At 70.5% G+C, this 15,489-nt stretch carries 16 protein-coding genes; 11 read left to right on the forward strand and 5 right to left on the reverse strand.

Annotated elements, in window-relative coordinates; all coding sequences use genetic code 11:
* Nucleotides 1-4: 4 nt before the first annotated feature.
* On the forward strand, nucleotides 5-1,900 hold the full coding sequence (resB, locus tag AC0682_RS02335; protein WP_478530546.1) for a cytochrome c biogenesis protein ResB: 1,896 nt from the start codon (nucleotides 5-7) through the stop codon (nucleotides 1,898-1,900).
* Nucleotides 1,897-2,979: a c-type cytochrome biogenesis protein CcsB gene (gene ccsB, locus AC0682_RS02340; protein WP_478530547.1), complete on the forward strand. Its 1,083-nt coding sequence runs from the start codon at nucleotides 1,897-1,899 to the stop codon at nucleotides 2,977-2,979. The genes resB and ccsB overlap by 4 nt, the downstream gene beginning before the upstream one ends.
* Before the next feature lie 121 nt (nucleotides 2,980-3,100).
* Here the strand turns inward: ccsB and AC0682_RS02345 are convergent, their stop codons facing one another.
* Nucleotides 3,101-3,439 carry a PLD nuclease N-terminal domain-containing protein gene (locus AC0682_RS02345; protein ID WP_254813246.1) on the reverse strand — a complete coding sequence of 113 codons (339 nt, stop codon included), beginning with the start codon at nucleotides 3,437-3,439 and terminating at the stop codon, nucleotides 3,101-3,103.
* A gap of 200 nt (nucleotides 3,440-3,639) precedes the next feature.
* Here AC0682_RS02345 and AC0682_RS02350 point away from each other — a divergent pair, with 200 nt between their 5' ends.
* Nucleotides 3,640-5,097: a menaquinone biosynthesis decarboxylase gene (locus AC0682_RS02350; protein ID WP_254812325.1), complete on the forward strand. Its 1,458-nt coding sequence runs from the start codon at nucleotides 3,640-3,642 to the stop codon at nucleotides 5,095-5,097.
* Nucleotides 5,094-6,017 (forward strand): menaquinone biosynthesis prenyltransferase MqnP, encoded by a 924-nt coding sequence (mqnP, locus tag AC0682_RS02355; protein ID WP_254812326.1) that lies wholly within the window; start codon nucleotides 5,094-5,096, stop codon nucleotides 6,015-6,017. Before AC0682_RS02350 ends, mqnP begins: the two co-directional genes overlap by 4 nt.
* A 107-nt stretch (nucleotides 6,018-6,124) precedes the next feature.
* Here the strand turns inward: mqnP and AC0682_RS02360 are convergent, their stop codons facing one another.
* Complete coding sequence (locus AC0682_RS02360; protein WP_254812327.1) at nucleotides 6,125-6,757, reverse strand: rhomboid family intramembrane serine protease; 633 nt, start codon at nucleotides 6,755-6,757, stop codon at nucleotides 6,125-6,127.
* Between the two features lie 121 nt (nucleotides 6,758-6,878).
* On the opposite strand from AC0682_RS02360, the gene AC0682_RS02365 reads away from it, so the two are divergent.
* Complete coding sequence (locus AC0682_RS02365; RefSeq protein ID WP_254812328.1) at nucleotides 6,879-7,562, forward strand: UbiX family flavin prenyltransferase; 684 nt, start codon at nucleotides 6,879-6,881, stop codon at nucleotides 7,560-7,562.
* Between the two features lie 16 nt (nucleotides 7,563-7,578).
* On the opposite strand, the gene AC0682_RS02370 is transcribed toward AC0682_RS02365, so the two are convergent.
* Nucleotides 7,579-7,725, reverse strand: coding sequence for a hypothetical protein (locus AC0682_RS02370; protein WP_018489274.1), 147 nt, complete (start codon nucleotides 7,723-7,725; stop codon nucleotides 7,579-7,581).
* A gap of 121 nt (nucleotides 7,726-7,846) precedes the next feature.
* Between AC0682_RS02370 and AC0682_RS02375 the strand changes: the two genes are divergently transcribed.
* The 6 genes from AC0682_RS02375 to AC0682_RS02400 all read left to right on the forward strand — a co-directional run bounded on the left by AC0682_RS02375 (nucleotide 7,847) and on the right by AC0682_RS02400 (nucleotide 13,189).
* Nucleotides 7,847-8,302 carry an Lrp/AsnC family transcriptional regulator gene (locus AC0682_RS02375; RefSeq protein WP_019763645.1) on the forward strand — a complete coding sequence of 152 codons (456 nt, stop codon included), beginning with the start codon at nucleotides 7,847-7,849 and terminating at the stop codon, nucleotides 8,300-8,302.
* 92 nt (nucleotides 8,303-8,394) lie between these two features.
* Complete coding sequence (gene mqnE, locus AC0682_RS02380; RefSeq protein WP_254812329.1) at nucleotides 8,395-9,558, forward strand: aminofutalosine synthase MqnE; 1,164 nt, start codon at nucleotides 8,395-8,397, stop codon at nucleotides 9,556-9,558.
* Between the two features lie 103 nt (nucleotides 9,559-9,661).
* Nucleotides 9,662-10,198 (forward strand): GNAT family N-acetyltransferase, encoded by a 537-nt coding sequence (locus AC0682_RS02385; RefSeq protein WP_254812330.1) that lies wholly within the window; start codon nucleotides 9,662-9,664, stop codon nucleotides 10,196-10,198.
* An 85-nt stretch (nucleotides 10,199-10,283) separates the two neighbouring features.
* Nucleotides 10,284-10,577, forward strand: a complete 294-nt coding sequence (locus tag AC0682_RS02390) for a DUF4229 domain-containing protein (RefSeq protein WP_254812331.1) — start codon at nucleotides 10,284-10,286, stop codon at nucleotides 10,575-10,577.
* A gap of 400 nt (nucleotides 10,578-10,977) precedes the next feature.
* Nucleotides 10,978-12,375 (forward strand): dicarboxylate/amino acid:cation symporter, encoded by a 1,398-nt coding sequence (locus tag AC0682_RS02395; protein ID WP_478530548.1) that lies wholly within the window; start codon nucleotides 10,978-10,980, stop codon nucleotides 12,373-12,375.
* A gap of 163 nt (nucleotides 12,376-12,538) precedes the next feature.
* Nucleotides 12,539-13,189, forward strand: coding sequence for a TetR/AcrR family transcriptional regulator (locus AC0682_RS02400; protein ID WP_478530549.1), 651 nt, complete (start codon nucleotides 12,539-12,541; stop codon nucleotides 13,187-13,189).
* A gap of 39 nt (nucleotides 13,190-13,228) precedes the next feature.
* On the opposite strand, the gene AC0682_RS02405 is transcribed toward AC0682_RS02400, so the two are convergent.
* A complete protein-coding gene (locus AC0682_RS02405; protein WP_478530780.1) occupies nucleotides 13,229-14,095 on the reverse strand; it encodes a MaoC family dehydratase in 867 nt (288 codons plus the stop codon).
* A 5-nt stretch (nucleotides 14,096-14,100) separates the two neighbouring features.
* Nucleotides 14,101-15,444: a 3-oxoacyl-ACP reductase gene (locus AC0682_RS02410; protein ID WP_478530550.1), complete on the reverse strand. Its 1,344-nt coding sequence runs from the start codon at nucleotides 15,442-15,444 to the stop codon at nucleotides 14,101-14,103.
* Between the last annotated feature and the right edge of the window lie 45 nt (nucleotides 15,445-15,489).

Here is a 15,489-nt window from a genome sequence, read left to right on the forward strand (position 1 = left end):
GTTCATGAGCAAGGCGAACAGCAGCACGGGCACGGGCATCGACGCCGGTACGCGTACCGGCACCGACACCGGCGCTGACGAGCGCGCGCAGCGGCGGGCCGACCGCGCGGCCGGGGAACAGCTCTCCACCGCGCCCCGCGAGGAGGGCCCGGAGAGCGGGTCCGGCACCGGGAGCGGGTCCGGCACAGGCGTCCCCGCCATGGGGGTGATCGGCTGGGTCCGCTGGTTCTGGCGCCAGCTCACCTCGATGCGGGTCGCGCTGATCCTGCTCTTCCTGCTCTCCCTCGGCGCCATCCCCGGCTCGCTGATCCCGCAGACGAGCGTCGACGACTTCAAGGTCCAGGAGTTCAAGGACCAGCACACCACCCTCACGCCGATCTACGAGAAGCTCCAGCTCTTCGACGTCTACAGCTCGGTGTGGTTCTCCGCGATCTACATCCTGCTGTTCGTCTCCCTCATCGGCTGCATCGTCCCGCGCACCGGCCAGTTCGTGGGCCAGCTCCGCTCCCGCCCCCCGGGCGCCCCCCGGCGGCTGACCCGGCTGCCCGCGTACACCACCTGGCGCACCGACGCCGACCCGGAGCGGGTCCGCGAAGCGGCGCTCGGGGTGCTGGGGAAGCGGCGGTTCCGTGCGCACACCGTGGGCGACGCCGTCGCCGCCGAGAAGGGCTACCTCCGCGAGGCCGGGAACCTGGTCTTCCATGTCGCGCTGATCGTGATGCTGGTGGCCTTCGCCACCGGCCAGCTCTTCAAGTCCGAGGGCGGCAAGCTGGTCGTCGAGGGCGACGGCTTCGCCAACACGCTCACCCAGTACGACGACTTCAAGTCGGGCTCGCTCTACGACTCGGACACACTGGCCCCCTTCAGCTTCGTCCTGGACAAGTTCGTCGGTACGTACGAGGAGAGCGGCCCGCAGCGCGGCACGCCCCGCACCTTCGAGGCCCGCGTGACGTACAACGAGGGCGCCGACGGTCCCGACCGCAAGGCCGTCATCCGCGTCAACGAACCGCTCGTCGTGGACGGCACCAAGGTCTATCTCATCGCCCACGGCTACGCCCCGGTCGTCACCGTCCGGGACAGCAAGGGCAAGGTCGTCTCGCGCAACGCCGTACCGCTGCTGCCGATCGACAACAACATCACCTCCACCGGCGCGATCAAGGTGATGGACGGCTACCGCGACCGACACGGCGAGAAGACCCAGCTCGGCTTCAAGGCCTTCTTCGTGCCGACCTTCGCGGGCCACGGCAAGGGCGAGATGTTCTCGCAGTTCCCCGGCGCGGAGTACCCGGTGCTGGCGCTCAGCGCCTACCACGGCTCCCTCGGGGTGGACTCCGGGCTGCCGCAGAACGTGTACCAGCTCGACACCTCCAAGATGGAGGAGTTCAAGGACGAGAACGGCGAGCTGCTCAAGAAGATGCTGCGCCCCGGCGAGAAGCTGGACCTCTCCGACGGGGAGGGCTCGATCACCTTCGAGGGCATCGAGGAGTGGGCCAGTTTCCAGATCTCGCAGCAGCCGGGCAACGGGCTCGCGCTCGGTGGTGCCATCGCCGCCATCGCCGGACTCGCCGCCTCGCTCTTCATCCAGCGCCGCCGGGTGTGGGTGCGGGCGGTCCGGGGCGCGGACGGGGTGACCGTCGTGGAGATGGCGGGCCTGGGCCGCGGCGAGTCCGCGAAGCTCCCCGAGGAGCTGGGCGACCTCGCGACCGCCCTGCTGACCACGGCGCCGGTCGCCCAGGAGAGGCCGGAGAAGCCGGAGAAGCCGGTGGAACCGGCCGCTTCGGACGCCTCTGCCTCGTCCGAAGGGCCCGACGACGCCACTGACGAGGACGACGCCACCAACGAGGCCGGGAGCCGGCCCGTACACCCTGCTGAAGCACCTGCCGAAGGGGCTGAGAAGTGAATCTCGCCGCCGCAACCAACGAGAACCTGGCGGAGATCAGCAATGTGCTGATCTACTCGTCGATGGCCGTCTACACGCTGGCCTTCTTCGCGCACATCGCGGAGTGGGTCCTCGGCAGCCGCAGCAAGGTCGGCCGTACGGCCGCCGCGCTGGCCGGCTCCGCGTCCGGTGGCTCGGCCGCCACGGCCCCGGTGGTCGTCCAGGGCGGCTCCACCGCCGTGCTGGAGCGGCCGAAGGTCGTCACCCGGGCGGCCACCGGCACCCGTGACGTGCCCGACGGGCCGGGAGCCGCGGGCGGCACGTTCAAGGGCGACCTCTGGGGGAGGATCGCGGTCTCGATGACCGTGATCGCCTTCGTCGTGGAGGCGGGCGGTGTCCTCACCCGCGCCCTGTCGGTGCAGCGGGCCCCCTGGGCCAACATGTACGAGTTCTCCATCACCTTCTCCACGGTGGCGATCGGCTCCTACCTGGTGCTGCTGGCGCTGAAGAAGAACGTCCGCTGGATCGGCCTCCCGCTGGTCACCACCGTCCTGCTGGACCTCGGTCTCGCCACCACGGTCCTCTACACCGACAGCGACCAGCTGGTGCCCGCGCTCCACTCGTACTGGCTGTGGATCCACGTCTCGACCGCGATCCTCTGCGGTGCCGTCTTCTACCTCGGCGCGGTCGGCACGATCCTCTACCTCTTCCGCGACAGCTACGAGAACAAGCTCGCCTCCGGCGGTACGCCGGGGAAGTTCGCCACCTCCGTCATGGAGCGGCTGCCCTCCGCCTCCTCGCTGGACAAGTTCGCCTACCGGATCAACGCGGCGGTCTTCCCGCTCTGGACGTTCACGATCATCGCGGGCGCGATCTGGGCGGGCGACGCCTGGGGCCGCTACTGGGGCTGGGACCCCAAGGAGGTCTGGTCCTTCATCACCTGGGTCGCCTACGCCGCCTATCTGCACGCCCGCGCCACCGCCGGCTGGAAGGGCCGCAAGGCCGCCTACCTGGCGCTCGCCGCCTTCGGCTGCTGGCTGTTCAACTACTACGGCGTGAACATCTTCGTCTCCGGCCTGCACTCCTACGCGGGCGTCTGAGGCACCTGTACGCCGCGGCCCGGGCCACCGGCCGCGGCCCATCGGATGAACGAACAGCGCCCCCGGACGGGACATCCCGTCCGGGGGCGCTGTTCGTTCCGTACGTCGGCGGCCTCGCGCCTCAGGAGGCGGGCGGGGTCTTGTCGTCCGGGCCCTTGCCGCCCTCGCGGCGCTCCTGCTCCTCGCGCTCCTGGTCCTTGAGCGAGTTCAGGAAGTCGGGGTTGTCGTCCGGGGCCACCCACTGCTGCCGTCGGCTGCGCTGCCATCCGGCCGGGCCCGTGCCACCGGCCGCGTTCTGGCGCGTCTTGCCCGCGACGAGCCAGACGACCGGGCCGACGATCCAGAACAGCAGGATGATGAAGACCCAGGCGATCTTCGGCAGATGCTTGGTGTCCTCCTCCGAGGTGTTCAGGCAGTCGATGAACGCGTAGATCGTCAGAGCCAGCGGAACGATGAACATCAGGGCTCTCAACATGGTGCGTCCCCCAGTCAGTGGTGGTGGGGCTCGGTGTTTCCCCGGTGTCGCGGCCAGGGTACCGGCTCGCCACCTTCGATCCCCGGCCCGGAGCAGCACTTTCCGGCAACAGCCCGGACTTTCGGGGTGCGGTGGCGGGGGAGCCCCGGCGGGGCGGCGCGGGCGGGGATGACAAACTGGACCGCATGGCTTACGACGATCTCCGCTCCCTGCTCCGGGCTCTTGAACGCGATGGTGATCTCAAGCGCGTCAAGGCCGAGGTCGACCCTCACCTGGAGGTCGGCGAGATCGTCGACCGGGTGAACAAGGCGGGCGGCCCCGCCCTGCTCTTCGAGAACGTCAAGGGGTCCTCGATGCCCCTGGCCATGAACGTCTTCGGCACCGACCGGCGCCTCCTCAAGGCGCTCGGGCTGAAGTCCTACAGCGACATCAGCGACAAGATCGGCGGGCTGCTCAAGCCGGAGCTGCCCCAGGGCTTCGTCGGCGTGCGGGAAGCCTTCGGCAAGCTCGGCTCGATGGTCCACGTACCGCCGAAGAAGGTGAAGTCGGACGACGCTCCGGTCCAGGAAGTCGTGCTGAAGGGCGACGAGGTCGACCTGGAGAAGCTGCCCGCGCTCTTCACCTGGCCCGGTGACGGCGGCTCCTTCTTCAACCTGGGCCTCACCCACACCAAGCACCCCGAGAACGGCGTCCGGAATCTGGGCCTCTACCGCCTCCAGCGCCACGACAAGCGCACGATCGGGATGCACTGGCAGATCCACAAGGACTCCGCCAACCACTACCAGGTCGCCGCCCGGCGCGGTGAGCGGCTGCCCGTCGCCATCGCCTTCGGCGCGCCGCCCGCCGTGACGTACGCCTCCACGGCCCCGCTGCCCGGGGACATCGACGAGTACCTGTTCGCCGGGTTCGTCCAGGGCAAGCGGATCGAGATGGTCGACTGCAAGACCGTCCCGCTCCAGGTCCCCGCGCAGGCGGAAGTGGTCCTGGAAGGCTGGCTGGAGCCGGGCGAGATGCTGCCGGAGGGCCCGTTCGGGGACCACACCGGCTTCTACACCCCGCAGGAACCGTTCCCCGCACTGACCATCGACTGCGTCACCATGCGCAAGCGCCCGCTGCTCCAGTCCATCGTGGTGGGCCGCCCGCCGACCGAGGACGGGCCGCTGGGCCGGGCCACCGAGCGGTTCTTCCTGCCGCTGCTGAAGATCATCGTGCCGGACATCGTGGACTACCACCTCCCCGAGGCGGGCGGCTTCCACAACTGCGCGATCGTCTCGATCGACAAGAAGTACCCGAAGCACGCCCAGAAGGTGATGAGCGCGATCTGGGGCGCGCACATGATGTCGCTGACCAAGCTGATCGTGGTCGTCGACGCCGACTGCGACGTCCACGATCTGCACGAGGTCGCCTGGCGGGCGCTCGGCAACACCGACTACGCCCGCGACCTCACGGTCACCGAGGGCCCGGTCGACCATCTGGACCACGCCTCCTACCAGCAGTTCTGGGGCGGCAAGGCGGGCATCGACGCCACCCGGAAGCTGCCCACCGAGGGATACACCCGGGACGGCGGCTGGCCGGAGATGGTCGAGTCCGACCCGGAGACGGCGGCCAAGGTGGACCGCCGCTGGAAGGAGTACGGGCTGTGAGCAGCGCGGCAGAAGCGACCGGGGCCCTCCCCGGCTCCGCACCCGCCGGCAGCAGGGTCAAGTCCTTCCTGAGGCTCGTGATGATCGAGCACTCGGTCTTCGCGCTGCCCTTCGCCTACATCGCGGCTCTGACCGCGATGTTCCGGCTGGACGGCACGATCCACTGGGGTGTCCTGCTGCTCGTGACGCTCGCGATGGTGGGGCTGCGGACTTTCGCGATGGCCGCCAACCGGATCATCGACCGGGAGATCGACGCCCGTAACCCCCGCACGGCCGGGCGGGAGCTGGTGACCGGCGCGGTGTCGGTGAAGTCGGCGTGGACGGGGGCGCTCGTCGCGCTCGTCGTCTTCCTGGGCGCCGCCGCCCTGCTCAATCCGCTCTGCCTGGTGCTCGCGCCCGTCGCGGTGGTGCCGATGGTGGTCTATCCGTACGGCAAGCGGTTCACGAACTATCCGCACGCCATCCTGGGCATCGCGCAGGCCATGGGGCCGGTCGGCGCCTGGCTCGCGGTGACCGGCAGCTGGTCGTGGGACGCGGTGGTCCTGGGGCTGGCCGTCGGCATCTGGATCGGCGGCTTCGACCTGATCTTCGCCTGCCAGGACGTGGCTGCGGACCGGGCCCACGGGGTGCTCTCCTTCCCGGCGCGCTTCGGTATCCCGGCGGCGCTCTGGGGCGCGCGGGTCTGCCATGTGGTGACGACCGGGATGCTGGTCTGGTTCGGCCTGGCGACGGGTGCCGAGGTCTTCTACTGGATCGGCATGGCGGTCGTCGCGGTGGCGTTCGTCTACGAGCACCGCGTGGTGCGCCCGCATGATCTGTCCCGGTTGAACCGGGCCTTCTTCACCGTCAACGGCTTCATCGGGATGGCGCTCTTCGCCTGCGCGCTCCTGGACCTGCTGGCGCGCGGCCTGACCCCGTAGGCCCGGCGCCCGGCCCGACCCCGTCAGGCTCTGTGTGCGTCAGGCCCTGTGTGCGGCCTCACCCCGGTCAGGCTCTGGCGGTGTCCACGCCGTAGAGATCCGGCGCCTCAGACCGTGACCAGGTTGTCCGGGCCTCGGCGGGCTGGCGGGCGGCGGAAGAAGAAGGCCGCCGCCACCCCGCCCAGCAGCCCGAACAGGTGCCCCTGCCAGCTGACGCCCGAGTCGGTGGGCAGGACGCCCCAGAGCAGCGAGCCGTAGACCACGGCGACGCCGATGCCTATGAGGACGTCCCAGGGCCGCCGGTCCACGAAGCCGCGCACCAGCAGATAGCCCAGCAGCCCGAAGACCACGCCGGAGGCGCCGAGCGTCACCGTGAAGGCCGGGGCGGTCAGCCAGACGCCGAGACCGCTGATCACGATGACCGTCGCGACGACGGCGGCGAACCGGCGCAGCCCGCCGAGGGCGGCTATGAAGCCGAGGACCAGCAGCGGGACGCTGTTGGACGCGACATGCTCCCAGCCGCTGTGGAGGAAGGCGGCGGGCACCACATCGCGCAGCTCCGCCATCTCGCGCGGGCTGATCCCATAGGTGTCCAACGCGTTTCCGGTCAGCACGTCGATGCCTTCGAGCAGCCAGAGCAGGGCCACCCAGCTGACCATCACGATGCCCGCGGTCAGCGCGCGTGTGCTGCCGGACACGGTGGAGTTCGTGTCGCGGCCGGTCGTCCAGTAATCGCCCACGGTCTGCCCCTGCCCCCGGGTTGCCTGTCATCCGTTGAACGTCCGGGGCCGCCGTCGGGTTCCGAGTGCGGGTCGCCGGGGTGTGCCGGATAGGCTCGCAGATGTGGAATCCGGGACTTCAGTGACTCATCAGCAGCGGCGGCCTTGGATTGTCGGGGTTTCCGGTGCCTCGGGGACCCCGTTCGCCGCCGCCGTCCTGCGCGGGCTGCTGGCGGGCGGCGAGAGCGTGGACCTGGTGGTGAGCCGGGCATCGCGGCTCACCCTGCTGGACGAGACCGGCATCGCCTTCCGGGACGGGCACTGGCGCGAGGACCTGCGCTGTTGGCTGGAACGCGGCGCCGACGGGAAGCCGGACGCCTTCGCGGTGGGCGATGCGGAGCTGGAGCGCGTACGCCACTGGCCGGCCGGTGATCTGGCGGCCGGGCCGTCCTCCGGGTCGTACCCGGCGAAGGGGATGCTCATCGTGCCGGCCTCGACGGCCTGTGTGGCCGGGGTGGCGCTCGGCCTGTCGAAGGACCTGCTCCAGCGGACCGCGAGCGTGACGCTGAAGGAGCGCCGTCCGCTCGTCGTCGCGGTGCGCGAGACCCCGCTGAGCGGCCAGACGCTGAAGCAGATGGTGGCCCTGGACGAGGCGGGCGCGGTCGTGCTGCCCGCCTCCCCGGCGTTCTACGCGGGCGCGACGCACATCCAGGACCTGGTGGACTTCGTCGCGGGGCGGGTGCTGGACGCGGCCGGGGTGGAACACCGGCTGTACCGCCGCTGGGAGGGAGAGCTGGGTGGCGGCTCCCGCAGCCCCGAGGGCTGAAGGAGGCACGCGCGGGTCAGCGCTTCTTGGCGGTGCGCGGCGCGCGGGTCTTGTCGACGCGGTGGGCGGCGGCGGGCTGGTGGGCACGCGAGCGGTTGGCCAGGTCCTGCAGCTCGCGCATCCGGGCGTAGGCCATCTCGATCGTGTACACGGTGAAGTTCACTCCTGAAGATTCGAAAGTGTTTCTTGGATGTTCTAGAAGATTTGCAGGGCGTCGGCCCTGCATGCCTTAGATTCTACACGTAGACTCGCGGTACTGCTGAACAATGGAAGGTTTCAGTCACATGGACGCGGTGGACAGGCAGCTCATCCAGGCCCTCAGGGAGAACGGCAGGGCCTCGTACGCCGAGCTGGGGCGGCTCGTGGGGCTCTCCGGGCCCAGCGTCACCGACCGCATCAACCGGCTGGAATCCGCCGGTGTCATCACCGGCTACCGCGCCACCGTCGACTCGGCCTCCCTCGGCCTCGGTGTCACCGCGCTGATCGGGATCTCGCTCTCGGACGCCGCCGACCACGAGGACGTGGCGCGCCGCCTCAAGGACCTCGCGGAGATCGAGGACTGCTGGTTCATCGCGGGCGACGACTCGTACATGCTCAAGGTGCGCGTCGGCGACGTCGACGGCCTGGAGAAGACGATCCGGCGCCTGAGCGGCACGAAGGGCGTCTCCCGGACCCGTACGACGATCGTGCTCTCGACCAAGTGGGAGAACCGGGTCGGGGAACTTCCCGAAGAGGCGTAGGCGCGGAGCGCCGCAAAGGGGGCCCCTCCTGCCCGAAGGGCGGGGGAGTACGGTTGGCGGGGTCTGTTGTACGGAGGAATGGAGGCGGCCAGGTGGACGCGGGACTCAAGCGCGAGCTGGAGCAGAAGGTCCGGGCCGGCGAGCGGCTGACCCGCGAGGACGGGATCGCGCTCTACGCGTCCGACGACCTGGCCTGGCTCGGCGGCCTGGCCCACGAGGTGCGCACCCGTAAGAACGGTGACGTGGTGCACTTCAACGTCAACCGCCACCTCAACATGACCAACGTGTGCACCGCCTCGTGCGCGTACTGCTCGTTCCAGCGCAAGCCGGGCGAGAAGGACGCGTACACGATGCGGATCGAGGAGGCGGTCGGCCTCGCCAAGGCGATGGAGGGCGAGAACCTCACCGAGCTGCACATCGTCAACGGACTCCACCCCAACCTCCCCTGGCGCTACTACCCGCGCTCGCTCAGCGCGCTGAAGGAAGCCCTGCCGGACGTGGCGCTCAAGGCGTTCACGGCGACGGAGATCCACCACTTCGAGACGATCTCGGGGCTGAGCGCCTCCGAGATCCTCGACGAGCTGATCGAGGCCGGTCTCGAATCGCTGACCGGCGGCGGCGCGGAGATCTTCGACTGGGAGGTCCGCCAGCACATCGTCGACCACGACACCCACTGGGAGGACTGGTCGCGCATTCACCGTCTCGCGCACGAGAAGGGGCTCAAGACCCCGGCGACGATGCTGTACGGGCACATCGAGGAGCCCCGCCACCGCGTCGACCACGTGCTGCGGCTGCGCGAGATGCAGGACGAGACCGGCGGCTTCCAGGTCTTCATCCCGCTGCGCTACCAGCACGACTTCGTCGACATGAAGGACGGCAAGGTCCGCAACAGGCTCCAGGCGCGTACGACGATGGCGACCGGCGCCGAGGCGCTGAAGACCTTCGCCGTCTCCCGGCTGCTCTTCGACAACGTGCCGCACGTCAAGGTCTTCTGGGTGATGCACGGCGTGCAGACCGCGCAGCTCGCGCTCCAGCACGGCGCGGACGACATGGACGGCTCGGTCGTCGAGTACAAGATCACGCACGACGCCGACGACTTCGGTACGCCGAACAAGCTCGGCCGTGAGGACCTGCTCGACCTGATCCGCGACGCCGGGTTCCGGCCGGTGGAGCGGAACACGCGGTACGAGATCCTGCGCGAGTACCCGGGCCCGGACGCCGACCTGCGCGAGTCGCCGCAGCCGATGCGGGTCTGACCCCCCCGTTCCCGTACGAAGAAGCCCCGGCCGTCTCCGGCCGGGGCTTCTTCGTACGGGAACGGGGTTGAGCCACGGTGTATGTAATGGCTACTCTCCATCTATGGCACTTACATTTGAGCTGGATCCCGAACTCACCCCCGCCCTCCGCGACGGCGTCACCACCCTGTGGGCCGACGTCACCAACGCGGGCGGGGCCGTCGGATTCGTCCCGCCCGTCACCCCCGAGGAGATCCGCCCCGATCTGCTCAAGCACCTCCTCGCCATCGAGAAGGGGCAGGTCAGGCTGCTGGTCGGGCGGGACAGTGACGGTGCGGTCGCTGCGACCGCCTTCCTCACCCTCAACGACCACCGGCTGATGCGCCACTGGCTCTGGCTCTACACCGTGATGGTCCACCCCCGCCACCAGGGCCAGGGGTACGGTCGCGACCTCATGGCTGCCGCAGCCGATGCGGCCCGCTCCATCGAGGGCATCGAGGCCATCCGCCTCACCTGCCGGGGCGGCACCGGCAACGACACCTTCTACGCGGCCTGCGGCTACAAGGAGGTCGGCCGGATCCCCGGGGCGATCCGGCTCGCCCCCGGCGACGACCGCGACGACATCGTCATGCTGCTCCCGCTCGGCCCGGCAACCCCCTGAACCGAGAGAATTCGGGCCATGCTTCACTGGACGGGCAGGAGTGTGTGAAGAGACCGAGAGTCCACGGGAAGAGAGAGGGCCTGCTGTGTCCGTTGCCAAGCCGAGCGCGATGATCCGGTACACGGCGTTGCGTCTGCTGATCTTCGTCGGCTGCTTCCTCGTCGCCGGTGTCGCCGTGCACTTCGGTCTGGTCCCCGCGGGCCTCGGCGGCTCCAACATGGTCTGGGTGATCCTGCTCGGCCTCGTGCTCTCCGCCCCGCTCAGCTATGTGCTGCTGCGCAAGCAGCGCGACGAGATGTCCGCGCAGATCGTCTCCACCGTCGACCGGACCAAGGCCCGCCTCGACGCCAACCGGACCCGCGAGGACGCCGTTCAGTAAGGTTCCTCACACCCGCCGAGAGCCCCGGACCGGAGCGCACCGCTTCCGTACCGGGGCTTCGGCGTTTCCGGGGGCTCGGCGACGCTCCTGTGGCCCGCGGTGCCGGCGCGCCCCTGCCCCATGGTCAAAGAAGAGCTTTGAGGTTCTCAAAGTTCAAGTGTTAACGTATTCGGCATGAAGACAGCAGTGCGCCTCCACCATGCCCCGGGCACCCCGCTCGTGGCGCGCCTGCACGTCGATCTCTGCCGCTGTATGTCCGCGGTCTGTTGCCGCAACGTCTGATACGGCATCATGCAGCGGCGCCGCCCTCGGCGCGGGCGCCGCGACCCCGTCCCCGTTCCACCGCACGTCCGTACGTCTGTCCTCGTACGTCCCGATGCGTCCCCACTGGAGTGTGTCCGTGTCCGCGAATTCCGCGTCCGCCGCCCCCGAGGCCGAGCAGCCGTCCACCGGCTCCGGCCCCGGTCCGCGTATACCCAGGGTCCCCTTCTGGGCCCAGATCATCGCCGGTCTGGTGCTCGGCGCCCTGCTCGGCTGGCTGGCCCGCAGCCAGGACGTCTCCTGGCTCGTCACCACGCTCGACAAGATCGGCTCGATCTTCGTCCAGCTGCTGAAGCTGGCCGTCGCCCCGCTGGTCTTCTTCGCGATCCTGGTGTCGATCACCAACCTCCGCAAGGTCAACAACGCCGCCCGGCTGGCGACCCGCACCCTGCTCTGGTTCATGATCACGTCGCTGATCGCCGTCGCCATCGGCCTCTTCATCGGCCTGGTGACCAACCCCGGCTCCGGCACCGGCCTGACGCCCAAGGACGGCGAGCTGCCCTCCCGCACCGGCAGCTGGATCGACTTCCTGACCGGTATCGTCCCGACCAACGTGATCACGCCGTTCACCGAGCTGAACGTGCTCCAGATCGTCTTCATGGCGGCCGTCGCCGGTATCGCGGCCCTCAAGCTCGGCGAGAAGGCGCAGCCGATCCTCACGCTCAGCCAGTCCGTCCTGGAGCTGCTGCAGAAGGCCCTGTGGTGGGTTATCCGTCTCGCCCCGATCGGCACCGTCGGCCTCATCGGCTACGCCATCGCCACCTACGGCTGGGACCTGATCGGCAAGTACGCCACGTTCACCGCCGACGTCTACATCGGCTGCCTCCTGGTGATGTTCGGCGTCTACCCGCTGCTCCTGGCCACCCTCGCCAAGGTCAGCCCGCTGCAGTTCTTCAAGGGCGCCTGGCCCGCGATCCAGCTCGCCTTCGTCTCCCGCTCCTCGGTCGGCACCATGCCGGTCACCCAGCGGGTCACCGAGCGCCTCGGCGTCCCGAAGGAGTACGCCTCCTTCGCCGTCCCGTTCGGGGCGACCACGAAGATGGACGGCTGCGCCGCGATCTACCCGGCGCTGGCGGCGATCTTCATCGCGCAGATCTTCGACGTCCAGCTGGGCTTCGGTGACTACATCCTCATCGCCTTCGTCTCGGTCATCGGCTCCGCCGCCACCGCCGGTCTCACCGGCGCGACGGTCATGCTGACCCTGACCCTCTCCACGCTGGGCCTCCCGCTGGAGGGCGTCGGTCTGCTGATGGCCATCGACCCGATCCTGGACATGATCCGCACCGCCACCAACGTGGCCGGCCAGGCGCTGGTCCCGGTCATCGTCGCGGCCCGCGAGAAGATCCTCGACCACGACAAGTACAACTCGGCCTCGGCCTCCCCGATCGACGCATTCGGCCCGTCCGACGACGCCGACCGGAATGCGGCCCGCGACCGTACGCCGGAACCGAAGGACGCGGTGCCGGCCACCGCCTAGCGGCAGCCGCCCCCCTGTACAGCGCTGAGCGCCCCTGGCCCGCCTTGTGTGGCGGACCAGGGGCGCTTGCGTACGCGCGGTGGATGCTCCGTCCGGCGGAGGCCCGTCCGGCGCCGTACCCTTGGCCGGGGAGCAGGACCGTGGGGCGGGGAGGAAGTCGGACGTGGGTGCTGTGAAGAGCAAACGGATGCCACGCGCCGTGCGTGAGCGGCAGATGATGGACGCCGCGGTCCGGACGTTCGGGCAGCGTGGGTACCGGGCCGCCTCGATGGACGAGATCGCGGAGATGGCGGGCGTCTCCAAGCCGCTGGTCTATCTGTACCTGCACTCCAAGGAGGACCTGTTCTCCGCCTGCATCCGGCGTGAGGCCGAGGCCCTGGTGGCGGCGGTGCGGGCCGGGGTGGACCCGGAGCTGCCCGCCGACGGCCAACTCTGGTCGGGGCTCCGTGCGTTCTTCACGCACACCGCCGAACATCCGGACGGCTGGGCGGTGTTGCACCGCCAGGCCCGCTCGCACGGGGAGCCGTTCATCAGCGAGGTCGTGGTGATGCGCGACGAGATCGTCGCGTTCGTGACGGGCCTCATCGGCGCCGCCGCCCGCGAGGCCCACCGCGACCCCGCCCTGGCGGACCGCGATGTGGCGGGCCTGGCGCAGGCCCTGGTGGGAGCCGCCGAGTCGCTGGCGGGCTGGGCCAACGACACCCCGGGCGTCTCGGCGAGGGAGGCCGCGGCGACCTTGATGAACTTCGCCTGGGCGGGCCTGGAGAACCTGATGCACGCCCGCCCGTGGCAGCCCCCGGCGGAGGCGTCGTAGGAAGCGTCCGACCGGGAGACCTGCCCCGGCTCTCCGTGCTCAGGACTCGCAGCCCCGCGTGACCGCCCCGGTGAGGTGTACGCGCCCGCTGCCGCTCCGTAGGGCGAAGGCGTTCCCGCCCGGCTCGGCGGCGTAGGTCACGGTGGCGGGCAGCAGGACGGGGGCCTTGAAGTCGGCCCGTACGGTACGGAGTTGATGCCCGGGCTCGTCGGGTTCTGCCTGTGCCTGCGCCTCGGCCAGGCAGCGGGCCACCGTCCACATGCCGTGGGCGATGGCCCGGGGGAAGCCGAAGAGGCGGGCGGCGAGGGGGTGGAGGTGGATGGGGTTGCGGTCGCCGGAGACGGCCCCGTACCGTCGCCCGAGATCGCCGGGCAGCCGCCACTCCCGGAGAGCGGGAAGCGCCTCGGCACCGGTCTCCTCACGCCGCCCGGCCGCCGCCTTCGTCGAATGCCGGGAGAGATACCCGCTGCGCGACTCCCACACCAGCTCCCCGGCCACGCGCGCCTCGGTCACCATGGTGACCTCGGTGCCGCGCCGGTGCGCGGTCAACTCCTCCGCGTACACCGTCAGTCGGATCATCTCATCGGCCCGCACCGAACGGTGGCCACGCGCGTCGAACCAGGTGTGGACGAGCCCGACGACGGGGAGCGGGAAGCCGCGCCCGGCCATCAGCCGCATGGCGAGCGGAAAGGCCAGGACATGCGGATACGTGAGCGGAAGCGCTGCCGGTCCTCGCTCGGCCGCCGGGAATCCGCAGATGCTCCGGTACGCGGCCAGGGGGCCGGGGGCGGCGGGGACGGCGGGGAGGGTGAGGCGGCCGGTGGGCAGGGTGGCGTCCGGCCGCCCGGCGCGACGGAAGGGCGAGGCGAGGGCTCCCCGGACGAGGGAGGCGCTGAGGGAGGCCATCGCGCTCACGCCCCCAGCAGGCTCTGGCCGCAGACGCGCAGCACCTGGCCGTTGACGGCGGTGGAGTCGGGTTGGGCGAACCAGGCGACGGCCTCGGCGACATCGACCGGAAGGCCGCCCTGGGAAAGGGAGTTCATGCGGCGGCCTGCCTCGCGGATGAAGAAGGGGGCGGCCGCCGTCATCCTCGTCTCGATGAAGCCGGGTGCGACCGCGTTGACCGTGACGCCGTGGTCGGCGGCGGCACGCGGGCCCAGCGAGCGGACGAGACCGATGATCCCGGCCTTGCCGGCGGCGTAGTTGGTCTGGCCGGTGTTGCCCGCGATGCCCGCGATGGAGGAGGTGGCGACGATCCGGCCGCCGCGCGTGAGGGCTCCGGCCTTCAGTAGTTCGTCGGTGGTGCGGAGCACGCTGTCCAGGTTGACGTCGACCACCGAAGTCCAGCGCTCGGCGGGCATGTTGGCGAGGCGGCGGTCCCGGGTGATGCCGGCGTTGTGGACGAGGACGCCGAGCCCGTCCGGCGCTGCGGCGGCGATGCGGTCGGCGGCGTCGGGCGCGGTGACGTCGAGGGGGAGCGGGGTGGCGCCGAGCCGGGCGGCGGTACGTTCCAACTCCTCCCGGGCCCCCGGGACGTCGAGCGCGATGACCCGGGCCCCGTCGCGGGCGAGCACGGAGACGACGGCGGCACCGATGCCCCGGGCGGCCCCGGTGACCAGGGCGGTGCGGCCGGAGAGCGGAGCGGCGGGGTCGGTGACGGGTTCGGGGTCGGCGCCGGTCAGCTCGATGACCTGGCCGCTCACGTAGGCGGAGCGGGGCGAGAGCAGGAAGCGCAGGGTGGACGCGGCACCCCGGGCCGTACCGCCGCCGCCCGGAACCCGTACGAGCTGGACGGTGGAGCCCCGCCCGATCTCCTTGCCCAGCGACCGTACGAAACCCTCCAACGCCTGCTGGGCGGCGGCCTGATGGTGGTCGTCGGGGGAGGGGAGCGTACCGAGGAGGACGACCCGCCCGCCCGGTGCGAGAGAGCGGACGACGGGGTGCAGGGCGGCGTGGACACCCCCGAGCCCGGCGGCGGTGGTGACCCCGGTGGCGTCGAGGACGACGGCGCCGGGCCGGTCGGCACGGCCGACGACGGGGAGCCCGACCCCGGCCAGCACGTCCGCGAGCCCCGCGAGGGCCCCGGCCTCCGATTCCCCCTCCGCCGCTCCTGCCGTGAGGTGCAGCAGCGGTCCCTCCAACTGCGGGGTCTCCAGGGACCAGCGGCGCAGCGGGGCGGGCTGCGGGAGACCGAGGCGGCGGGTGAGGAAGCGGCCGGGTGCTGTGGCGGCGAGGTGCAGATAGCGATCGGCCATTGTCCTGACTCCCTGCGCGGTCGTAGATTTACTCCAGAGTAAGGT

It is taken from the genome of Streptomyces sp. NPDC043746 (assembly GCF_056436485.1).